This is a genomic window from Marinobacter sp., from assembly GCF_046484525.1.
Lineage (GTDB): Bacteria > Pseudomonadota > Gammaproteobacteria > Pseudomonadales > Oleiphilaceae > Marinobacter.
Window position 1 is genome coordinate 20,041 of record NZ_JAWOIS010000078.1, and the last position, 11,154, is coordinate 31,194.

General features: G+C 59.7%; 8 protein-coding genes and 1 pseudogene. 8 read left to right on the forward strand and 1 reads right to left on the reverse strand.

What is annotated here, in order from left to right; all coding sequences use genetic code 11:
- The first annotated feature begins 174 nt into the window (after positions 1–174).
- The gene (locus R6W86_RS15975) at positions 175–588 is read left to right on the forward strand and encodes a c-type cytochrome (RefSeq protein ID WP_410330351.1); all 414 of its coding nucleotides are present in this window, start codon (positions 175–177) and stop codon (positions 586–588) included.
- A gap of 478 nt (positions 589–1,066) precedes the next feature.
- On the opposite strand, the gene rep is transcribed toward R6W86_RS15975, so the two are convergent.
- A complete protein-coding gene (gene rep / locus R6W86_RS15980) occupies positions 1,067–3,085 on the reverse strand; it encodes a DNA helicase Rep (RefSeq protein WP_410330352.1) in 2,019 nt (672 codons plus the stop codon).
- 140 nt (positions 3,086–3,225) lie between these two features.
- On the opposite strand from rep, the gene R6W86_RS15985 reads away from it, so the two are divergent.
- The 7 genes and pseudogenes from R6W86_RS15985 to R6W86_RS16015 all read left to right on the forward strand — a co-directional run.
- Positions 3,226–4,962 carry an EAL domain-containing protein gene (locus tag R6W86_RS15985; RefSeq protein ID WP_410330353.1) on the forward strand — a complete coding sequence of 579 codons (1,737 nt, stop codon included), beginning with the start codon at positions 3,226–3,228 and terminating at the stop codon, positions 4,960–4,962.
- 54 nt (positions 4,963–5,016) lie between these two features.
- On the forward strand, positions 5,017–7,353 hold the full coding sequence (locus tag R6W86_RS15990; protein WP_410330354.1) for a Tex family protein: 2,337 nt from the start codon (positions 5,017–5,019) through the stop codon (positions 7,351–7,353).
- Positions 7,354–7,418: 65 nt separating this feature from the next.
- Positions 7,419–8,966, forward strand: a complete 1,548-nt coding sequence (gshA, locus tag R6W86_RS15995; protein WP_410330355.1) for a glutamate--cysteine ligase — start codon at positions 7,419–7,421, stop codon at positions 8,964–8,966.
- Between the two features lie 122 nt (positions 8,967–9,088).
- On the forward strand, positions 9,089–9,304 hold the full coding sequence (rmf, locus tag R6W86_RS16000) for a ribosome modulation factor (RefSeq protein WP_410330356.1): 216 nt from the start codon (positions 9,089–9,091) through the stop codon (positions 9,302–9,304).
- 125 nt (positions 9,305–9,429) lie between these two features.
- Positions 9,430–9,936 (forward strand): disulfide bond formation protein B, encoded by a 507-nt coding sequence (locus R6W86_RS16005; protein WP_410330357.1) that lies wholly within the window; start codon positions 9,430–9,432, stop codon positions 9,934–9,936.
- Positions 9,937–10,039: 103 nt separating this feature from the next.
- Positions 10,040–10,273: pseudogene (locus R6W86_RS16010) on the forward strand (Rsd/AlgQ family anti-sigma factor); the annotation flags it as partial.
- Between the two features lie 10 nt (positions 10,274–10,283).
- The coding region (locus R6W86_RS16015) for a hypothetical protein (protein ID WP_410330358.1) at positions 10,284–11,154 on the forward strand (871 nt) is incomplete at its 3' end.

Genomic DNA, 11,154 nt, shown 5'->3' on the forward strand with positions numbered 1-11,154 from the left:
TTTACCAGTTATGGTACCTGTATTCACAATTTCGTGCCCGAGGGCTTACGAAATTGCAATTAAACCGGTTGAAATCAATTTAAGATTCTGGCCTTTGGTTTTTTTGCCGGGGTTCAGTCGCTATAATGCGGCCACCAAAGATTATAACGCTCAAATGCGAGGTGCATTGTGAACATGAAGAGAGTCCTGGCTGCTGTTCTGCTCGGTTTCGGCCTCACCGCCGGCGCCGTTATGGCTAGTGTTGAAGACGAGATCCGTGCGCGTATCGAGCCGGTTGGTGAAGTGTGTCTGGAAGGCCAGGAGTGTGGCTCCGCGGCCGCTCCGACCCAGGCAGCCAGCTCCGGCCCTCGCTCAGGTAGCGAAGTGTACGATGCCGTCTGTATGGCCTGCCACACCACCGGTGCCGCCGGTGCTCCGGTCATTGGTGACGCCGACGCCTGGGCTCCGCGTATCGACCAGGGCATGGAGACCCTGATCAACCATGCCATCAACGGCTTCAACGCCATGCCGGCCAAGGGTGGCTGCGCAAGCTGTTCGGATGAGGAAATTAAAGCGGCCGTTGAACACATCGTCGCTGAGAGCGAGTAAGGCTCTATTTGTTGCCTCCCCTTCTGCCAAGCCAGGCGGAAAGGGAGGCAACAGCTCGCTCTACCGCACTGTCACCGGCTCAAGGGTTCCCCTGAGTTGGAATGGGTCGCCGCTGCCGTCGGTGATCTGCATTTCCCAAGTCTCCCTGTGATCTCCCGTTACCGCAAGGCGAGGATCCATCCAGCCGTAATTTCCTGATCCCGAACCCCGGGCCCCCCCTCCGACTCGAGTCTCATCGTTGTCATTCCGCTCCTTACTGGACCTAAACGTCGGACTTGCCAGATTGGCCTCCACGTCGGTGCTGGTGAAGCGCAGAATGGGTTCTTTTTGCTCGCCGTGGATCGTCAGTGCTCGCTCCCCGGTGTCCGGCGCGCCATGGTCTAGTGTCCCGGCCCAGACAGCCAGGCCAACCGCTGCTACCGGGCGCCACCAACGCCCTGGAGCGGGAATGGTTGCAGGGGGCGAAGATTGAAAATGGTCAGCTTCCGAGGTCCCCGAGCAGGGCGCTCAGGGTGGCTTTGCCTTTTTTCTGGTTTTCCTCCCGGTCGAGGTCTCCGAGGCCTTCCCACTTCAGGTCTTCTTCGGGCAGCTCATCCAGAAACCGGCTGGGAATGGTTTCGATCTTCTCGCCATACTGTTTGCGGGAGGCTGCATAGGTGAGCGTCAGGGTTTCCCGGGCTCGGGTAATACCCACATACATCAGGCGGCGTTCTTCCTCGATGTTGCCTTCCTCGATGCTGGCGCGGTGGGGCAGGATTTCCTCCTCCAGACCCATGATGAAGACATGGGGAAACTCCAGACCCTTGGAGGCGTGCAGGGTCAGCAGCTGGACCTTATCGCTGTCATCCTCTTCTTCCCGCTGTTCCATCATGTCCCGAAGGATCAGCTTGCTGATGGCGTCCTCGATGCCGATCTCATCCGCCGTGCCCTTGCCGTCATCGAGCATGCGCTGGATCGATTCCACCAGGTACCAGATGTTCTCCATGCGCCGTTCGGCCTGCTTGGGCGTGCCAGAGTGCTGGTGCAGCCATTCCTCATATTCGATGTCGGTGAACAGCTGCTTGATCACCGGGATAGGGTCTTCCGAATGCAGGCGCTCGCAGGTGCGGTCGACCCAGTGGGCAAAACGCCGCAGGCGGTCCAGACCTTTCCCGGTAACGTGGGCTTCCGCGCCCATATCTCCCAAGGCCTGGAACAGGCTGACATTGCGGGAACGGGCGTAGTGGGTAAGCTGCTCCAGGGTGCGCGGGCCAATTTCGCGACGGGGCACGTTGACCACCCGCAGGAAGGCGGCGTCGTCATCCGGGTTGACCAGCAGCCGCAGGTAGGACATCGCATCCTTGATCTCATTTTTTGAGAAGAACGACTGGCCGCCGGAGATCCGGTAGGGAATCTGGTAGGCCTGCAGTTTCATCTCCAGCAGCCGGGACTGGTGATTGCCCCGGTACAGCACCGCGAAGTCCTTGAAATCCAGACCCTGCTTGAGCTTGTTGTCGATGATCTCGGTTGCCACCCGTTCCGCCTCGGCATCCTCGTTGCGACAACGGATGATGCGGAGCTCCTCGCCGATGGTGTGGTCACTCCACAGGGCCTTCTCGAACACATGGGGGTTGTTGGCGATCACCGTGTTGGCGCTGCGCAGGATCCGCCCGGTTGAGCGGTAGTTCTGCTCGAGCTTTACGATTCGCAGGCTCGGGAAGTCTTCCTTGAGCTGGGCCAGGTTCTCCGGCCTGGCCCCGCGCCAGGCATAAATGGACTGGTCGTCATCGCCGACTACTGTGAAAGCCGCCCGCTCGGCCACCAGTAGCTTGACCAGTTCGTACTGGCACACGTTGGTGTCCTGGTACTCGTCCACCAGCATGTAGCGGACCTTGCGCCGCCACTTGGCCAGCACATCCGGATGGCTGCGGAAGAGCTGGACGGGCAGCAGTATCAGGTCGTCAAAGTCCACCGCGTTGTAGGCTTTCAGGTACTCGTTGTAGCGCTTGTAGATCAGGGCGATGCGCTGGTCCCGTTCATCGGTGGCCTTGCTGTAGGCTTCTTCCGGGCCGCGCATGGCGTTCTTCCAGGAGGAGATCGTCATCTGCACATAACTGAGTTCATCGCCAGCGTCGGCACTGGCCTCCCGCAGCATCAGGTCCTGCAGCAGGGCCTTGGCGTCCTCGGCATCAAAGATGGAGAAGCCGGGGTGGTAGCCCAGGTGCGGATGCTCTTCCCGGATCATGTTCAGGCCGAGGTTGTGGAAGGTGGACACGATCAGCCCCCGGGACTTGCCCCGGTCCACAATCCGGCCCACCCGTTCCTTCATTTCCCGGGCCGCCTTGTTGGTAAAGGTCACCGCGGCAATGTGACGCCCCGGGATGCCCAGTTCCTCGATCAGGTAGGCAATCTTGCGCGTGATCACACTGGTTTTGCCACTGCCGGCGCCGGCGAGCACCAGTAGCGGGCCATCGGCGTAACGGACGGCTTCACTTTGTCGGGGGTTGAGCTTGTTCACAGATTACGGACCAGAATGGAACGGGGATCAGGAAATTCGCGTGTCATTATTCTACACCAGCAGGCCTTGCTGTACCTCGATCATCTCTCGGCTATGATAAGGTTAACAGTCAAAGCCTATGCAGAGACGGATCCTGTTTGATGACATTGCCCCTGGAGACTCCGAGGCCCGATCAGTTACGTGTACTGGTGCTCACACCTCACCACGCGGACTTTCTCTGGCTGGACTCGCTGCTTTCAGGCGATTCCGAGATCGATCCGGATGTCACCTGGTGTCCGGATCTGATCGATTGCGACGACCTCATCCGCAACGCCAGTTTCGATGTCATCGTCTGGGACTGTGTGTTCCACGGGGGTAATGAAGCCGCTTTCCTGCAATACCTTTCGGTCTCCAGTGACGACAAGCCTGTGCTGGCACTGAGCGCCGAGTTGCCTGGCGAACGGGCTTCGCAACTGATCGGCGCGGGCGCCGCGGATTACCTGAGCCGTCAGGGCCTCGACCGGTGGAGTTTTCCCCGGGCGGTAAAATACCTGTGGTATCGGGAACAACTGAGCACATCCGCCCTGGGCCACCTGGGTCGTGACGTTGCCAGCGGCATCATTAACCGGGACCTTTTCTTTGACCGCCTGCAGCAGGGCCTGCTGCGGGCCGAGCGGGCTGGTCAGAGGTTGGCCATGCTGCATCTCAACATCGATGATTTCCACAGTATCAACGAATCCTTCGGCTACCAGCGCAGTGACCAGCTGATGATGAAGCTGGCGGATCGCCTGCGCCACGCCTTGCGCCGGGTGGACTCGCTGATGCGCATTGGCGGGGACGAGCTCGCGATCATTATCGAGAAAGTCGAGGACTCGCTGGATATTACCCGGATCATCCGCAAGATGGTCACTATTCTCGATGAGCCTGTGACCGTGGATGGCCAGCAGCTGGTGGTCAACGCCAGCCTCGGTGTTGCCACCTACCCGGAATCCGGTGACAGCGCAGAGAACCTGATGCGCCGGGCCAATCGCGCCATGTTCGAGGCCAAGCGGGATCCGGGCACCAGTTACCGTTTTTACGACCGGCAGCTGCACATCTCTGCCGGCTACCAGCTGCGCTTGGAAGCGGACCTGCGTAATGCCTTGCGGGGCAGGGAGCTGGAAGTGTATTACCAGCCCCGCATCGACCTGGCGACCGAGGAAGTTCGCGGCGTGGAGTGTCTGCTGCGCTGGAACCACCCGCAGCGTGGCTTGGTGGGGCCGGATGAATTCATTCCGATGGCCGAGCGCAGTGGCCTGATCGTTCCCATCGGTTATTGGGTCATCGAACAGGCCTGCAAGCGTCTTCAGGATTCCTCTGAGCTGGGTTTCCCCGGATTGGTGTTTGCCGTCAATCTCTCGTTCCGTCAGTTCCATGATCGCAAGATGACCGAGACCATCTTCCGGATCATCTTCAATGCCAACGTTGATACCAGTCTGCTGGAACTGGAACTTACCGAGAGTGCCATGATGCACGATCCGGAATACGCCCAGCGCTGCCTGCGGGAGCTGAACCAGCTGGGCATCAGCTTCGCCCTGGACGATTTTGGCACCGGTTTCTCGTCCCTGAGCAACTTGCAGCACCTTCCGATTTCCCTGGTCAAGATCGACAAGTCCTTTGTGGAGGAACTGGGGCAGTCAGCGGACGCCGAGCACATCATCCGCGCGATCATCAGTCTGTCCCACAGTCTGCAGATGAGCGTGGTCGCCGAGGGCGTGGAGAGCGAAGGGCAGCTGGAGTTTCTCCGCCAGCAGCATTGTGATGAGGTCCAGGGCTACTATTACGCCCGCCCCATGCCCTGGAACGAGCTTGTACAATTCCTGAACAGCCGCAGTCAGGCCGCTTGCTTGCAGAAGTAAGCCGCTGTACCTTTTCCCGTTAATTCGATTCCTATGTGATTTTGCCGAGGTTGCATGAAGACGATTTCCAGCCGTATCGCGGAAGAGCTTGGTGTCCGCGAACAACAGGTTAATGCCACCGTTGCTCTTCTCGACGAAGGCGCGACTGTTCCGTTTATTGCCCGCTACCGGAAAGAAGTCACCGGCTCGCTGGACGACAGTCAGCTGCGTAACCTCGAAGAGCGGTTGCGTTACCTGCGGGAAATGGAGGACCGCCGCGCCACCATCCTCAACAGCATTGAGGAGCAGGGCAAGCTGACCGGCGAGCTCAAGGCGGCGATCAACGGCGCAGACACCAAGAACCGGCTGGAAGACCTGTACCTTCCCTACAAGCCCAAGCGCCGCACCAAAGCCCAGATTGCCCGGGAAGCCGGTCTGGAGCCCCTGGCCGATACCCTGTATGACGATCCGACCCTCGATCCCGAAGCCACCGTTGAGGCGTACATTAACGAGGATGCCGGGGTGGCAGATGCCAAGGCGGCCCTTGATGGCGCCCGCTATATTTTGATGGAGCGCTTCGCCGAGGACGCAGAACTGCTGGGCGACCTGCGGGGCTTCATCTGGCAGGAGGGCCGGCTCAAGGTGTCCGTGGTGGCAGGCAAGGAAACCGAGGGTGCCAAGTTCCGGGATTACTTCGACCATGTCGAGCCTCTGAAAAAGGTGCCGTCGCACCGGGCGCTGGCCATCCTGCGTGGCCGCAATGAGGGCATCCTGACCTTCAGTATTGTGGTCGGTGATGGTGAAGACGACCGCCGTCAGCCGCACCCGGCCGAAAAGCGGATTGCCGCTCGCTGGCGTATCCGGGACGACGGTCGCCCGGCCGACAAATGGTTATCCGAAGTGGTGCGCTGGACCTGGCGGGTGAAATTGTCGACCCAGATTGAAACCGACCTGATGGCGCAGGTGCGTGAAGCCGCGGAAAGCGAGGCTATCAACGTGTTTGCCGCCAACCTGAAGGACTTGCTGTTACTGGCACCTGCTGGTCCGCGTCCGACCCTGGGTCTGGACCCGGGTTTGCGCACCGGCGTCAAGGTGGCGGTGATCGATGGTACCGGCCAGGTGGTGGGCCATGGTGCGATTTTCCCCCATGCACCCCGGAACAAGTGGGACCAGTCCATCGAACAGTTGGCTACCTGGTGCCGGGAATACGGAATTGAGCTGGTAGCAATCGGTAATGGAACTGCCTCCCGGGAAACCGAGAAGCTGGTGGCCGATCTCTGCAAGCGCTACCCGGAATTGAAGCTGGCGCGGATTGTGGTCAGTGAGTCTGGTGCTTCCGTGTACTCGGCGTCCGAATTTGCTTCCCGGGAATTGCCGGACCTGGATGTCACCATTCGGGGCGCGGTGTCGATCGCCCGGCGCCTGCAGGATCCCCTGGCAGAGCTGGTGAAGATCGAGCCGAAATCCATCGGTGTGGGGCAGTACCAGCACGATGTCTCCCAGGTCCAGCTGTCCCGTAGCCTGGATGCAGTGGTCGAGGACTGTGTAAACGGTGTCGGTGTGGACCTGAACACCGCTTCGGTACCACTGCTGTCCCGGGTTTCCGGCCTCAACCAGAGTATTGCCCAGAATATCGTTGATTTCCGCAACCAGAACGGCATGTTCACCAACCGCAAACAGTTGCTGAAAGTGACCCGCCTTGGGGACCGTACCTTCGAGCAGGCGGCCGGCTTCCTGAAGATTGCCGGTGGTGAAAACCCCCTGGACCGCTCCTCGGTGCACCCGGAAGCATATGGCGTGGTGGAGGCGATTGCCGCCCGGAACAACCGCAAGGTGGAAGATATTATCGGTGATTCTTCGTTCCTGCGTGGTCTGAATCCACAGGATTACGTAACAGAACAGTTCGGGTTGCCAACGATTCGCGACATCATTGCCGAGCTGGAAAAGCCGGGCCGGGACCCGCGGCCGGAATTCCGGTTTGCCAGTTTCGAGGAAGGGGTGGAAACCCTCAACGACCTGAAGCCGGGCATGATCCTGGAAGGCTCGGTCACCAACGTGACCAACTTTGGCGCCTTTGTGGACATCGGTGTGCATCAGGACGGACTGGTGCATATCTCCGCTTTGTCCCACACTTTCGTCAAAGATCCGCGGGAAGTGGTCAAGGCCGGCGACATCGTCAAGGTCAAGGTCATGGAGGTGGACATTCCCCGCAAGCGTATCGGCTTGTCCATGCGTATGGACGACCAGCCCGGTGAGAAGAACGAATCCCGTGTCTCGTCCGGGCGTGGTCGGCCCGATAATCGTGCCGGCCAACGCCAGAACCGGGCGCCGAAGGGGCAGAAGCCCGCCGAGGGCGCTATGGCCGGTGCCCTGGCCCAGGCGCTTGCCTCGGCGCGCAAGGACGGACGGTAAGTTTTCCCTCATCAGGTTCACCGACGGCCCCGCAATGGGCGGGGCCATCGCAGCAGGAGTCAAGCATGGCTGAATCCCGCCATTCGTTATTTCGGCAGTTCTCAAAATCGGAGTGGCACGGCTTTCTCAAGGGGGTGGAGAAAGAAGGCCTGCGGGTTGACCGGAACGGGTTCATTGCCCAGACCCCGCACCCGAAGGCGCTGGGTTCCACGCTGACCCATCCCCGGATCACCACGGACTATTCCGAGGCATTGCTGGAACTGATTACGCCGGTCTGTGGCAGTACGGACGCCATGCTGGAATCGTTGTGGGATATCCACCAGTTCGTTCAGCAGAATCTTGGAGATGAGGTGTTCTGGGCGGCGAGCATGCCCTGTGAACTGGACGGCGACGAAAGTATTCCGATTGCGGAGTACGGCAGCTCGAACATCGGCTATCTGAAACATGTCTATCGCCAGGGGCTGGCGGCGCGGTATGGCCGCATCATGCAGAGTATCGCCGGCGCGCACTATAACCTGTCGCTGCCGGATGCGTTCTGGGAAAAGTGGCAGCAGATGCTGGGGAACCAGCAGTTACTCCGGGATTTCAAGTCTGAACAGTACTTCTGGCTGATCCGCAATTTCCGCCGCCGCAGCTGGCTGCTGATGCTGCTGTTCGGGGCGTCCCCGGCACTGGATGCCAGTTTTGTCGCCGGCGTGAAACACGATCTCAAGCGGTTTGATGAACGCACCTGGTACGGCGAGCATGCGACATCCCTGCGTATGGGGGATCTGGGTTACCACAACAACGCCCAGGCTTCGCTGAATATCTGTTTCAACGAGCTGAGTACCTACACCCGGACCCTGGACCGTGCCATCCACACCACCTGGCCGCCCTATGAGGCGATCGGCACCCGCCGTGGTGATGAGTTTATCCAGATCAATACCAGCGTCCTGCAGATTGAGAACGAGTACTACAGTGCCGTTCGTCCGAAGCGGACCACCGAACGGGAAGAAAAGCCGATCCAGGCACTGGAGGCCCGTGGTGTGGAGTACATCGAGGTGCGCTGCCTGGACTTGGATCCGTTCTCGCCGGTAGGTGTGAACCGGGAACAGATCGATTTTCTCGACCTGTTCCTGCTGGACTGCCTGCTGTGTGATTCGCCCCGGATCAGTGACGCCGAGTGCGAACGCCTGGACGACAACTACAAGGACGTCGTGGCCCGGGGTCGGGACGCCGGCCTTGCTCTGTGTCGGGAAAGGGGCAGTGTGCCCGTGTTGGAGGCTGCCTCGGAGCTGCTGGATCGTCTGGAGTCGCTGGCGGAGGTGCTGGATGACTGGGCGGGGCGTGATACCTACCGAAGCGCGCTGGCCGCTCAGCGGGAGAGCCTGGCAAATGGCGTGCCCTCCCTCCGGGTAGTGGATGCCATGCGTTCTTCCGGCCTCGGACACCGGGACTGGGTGATGGAAATGTCCCTACGCCACCAGCAGAGCTTGCGGGAAGAGGCGATGGCGCCGGATGTCCTGGAAGCGTTCCGGGCAATGAGCCGGGATTCCCTGGCTGAGCAGGCACAGATGGAGGCCCATGATTCCCAGCCATTCGAGCAGTTCCTGGCCGACTACCTGGGGTCCTGAGAGCGTAGTTCGGTCTCCGTCACAGCCCGGAGGGGATCTGTTGCACAGAATCTGAACATCGGTTTGTCAGAGCAACAAGCCCCTGCTAGCGTTTGTGCATCGGGATGACGGAGGATACCGGTATGGCAAGGGACATCAAACTTGGATGGGATGTGGAGGCGCTGAACAAGGCCTACCGCCAGGGGCATATGGCGGCCTCCATGAGTATGGCCAAGAGCCGCTGCCCATATCGAGGGGATGTGGTGATTGCCGCCTGGGAAGCGGGCTGGGATGACGCCGAAGCCGCTGTCCGCGATCAGCAAAGCCGGCCCGACGATTTCCTTTCCCGTATTGCCTAGTGTCCCGCAGTAGGTCGGCGAATTACCCCGGGCGGGACACTAACCACCAGCGCTTGAAGTTCCCCGGGGTTTAGGGTTAAGTGACGGGTCTCTGAGCTTCAAGTCTTCATTCCGAGGGTGTTGTTTTGGCTGGCAGATGGGTCTTTGTAGTTGTTTTTCTGATCTGTGTCGGGTTGCTCGGCGTGGCCTTCTATATGGAACACGTGATGGGGCTGGAACCCTGTCCGCTTTGCTGGCTCCAGCGTTTTGGCTTCATGGGCGCCGGGCTGGTCAGCTTGCTGGCGTTCCTCCATGGGCCCACTGGCTGGGGTGTTCGCGTCTATGGCTTCCTGTTGGCGCTGACCGCAGGAACGGGGCTGGGCATTGCCGGGCGCCAGCTCTGGCTGCAGAGTCTGCCAGCGGATCAGGTGCCTGCTTGCGGGCCTTCGGTCGATTACATGCTTGAGGTCCTGCCCTGGATGGAGGTACTTACTACTGCCCTCAGAGGTACCGGTGACTGCGCCGAGGTGGTCTGGCGATTCCTGGGACTGAGCATTCCGGGTTGGACTGCGGTGTTTTTCTCGGTGCTGGTGCTGGTGGGCCTGTTTTTCCTGTTCAGACGGCCGCAACCCCGTAGCTGGATTCGCAGCTGAAACGGTTGCGGGCAACCGTGACGTTGGGGTACCTTGAATCCCGGACTGTAAGCAATTGCACCGGGGGCAAACGCTTCGGGTAAACGAGCGGAGAACAGGCGTCATGTTGGAGAACTGCCGAAATGCCAGGGAACGCTGGGGCGGTGTCAGCGAGCTGATTGATCGCTGGCTGAAAGAGCGTCAGGAGCTGCTGGTCCATTACTGTGATTTGACCGGAGAAAATGACTTCTCCCAGACCGAAGCCCTGACGGAAAAGTTCGTTCGCATGTGTGAGGTGCTGGTGGATTATGTCTCCGCCGGTCACTTCGAAATCTACGAGCAGTTGATACAGGAATCCGCCAGGGGCAGTGGTCTCGTTTACGCACCAAGTGAATAACGTCTACAAGCGCGGTGAAGCGACATGGTGGCTGAATCCTATTATGGCGGGAGGCAGCATCGAAATTGTCTTCACAGTCACCGTACCGATCACACTCCAACCGGCGCTGGATAACTATATTGCTGCGCCGCTACCTGCCAACCTCCGGGTGCTAGGGCCTTCAACGCTTGAGAACTCAATCTTTGGTAGTGTAGGAACGCAGCCGCCGGTCCCGGCAAACCTGGCCACGGCGCAGGTCGTTGCACCGCTGCTGCTGTTGACACAGTCAGCGCAAGGAGAGGGCGCGGCGCTCAATCAGGCGCGAGTGGGCCGCCTGCTGACGTACACCATTACAATTGAAAACGTGTCGACCCGCGCCGATAGCTGGCCGGCAACCAACCTGGTCATTACCGAGCGACTGCCCATAGATGTGCGCGCGGGACTGATCACGGCAACAGCCAGCGAACCTGGCGTGACATGGACTTATTCAGAAGCCACAGGGATGTTGGTCTGGCAATTTATGCCCACATTCGTACTAACGCGCGGGGAAAAGAGCTATGTTTACTACACTGTGCGCATCCCGCCAAACCTTGCCTACAATCCGCCCAACAAGTTTTTGACCGTCTTCGGAGTGCCCACCGGAGATCTGCGGGCGCGGGCTGCACTGATGCCCTTCCGCGAAGCTTCACTCAAAGCAAATCATCAGGTATTACTGCTCAGCCCCTTCAATAAAACCGTTGCGACGCTTTCGCCACCGGTCGCGGCAAACTACACTTTCGCGAATCGCCCGATCACTTACACGCTCACATACTATAATCCAATTAGCACATCAACCGTGATGACGTTGGAAGACAGGATGTACG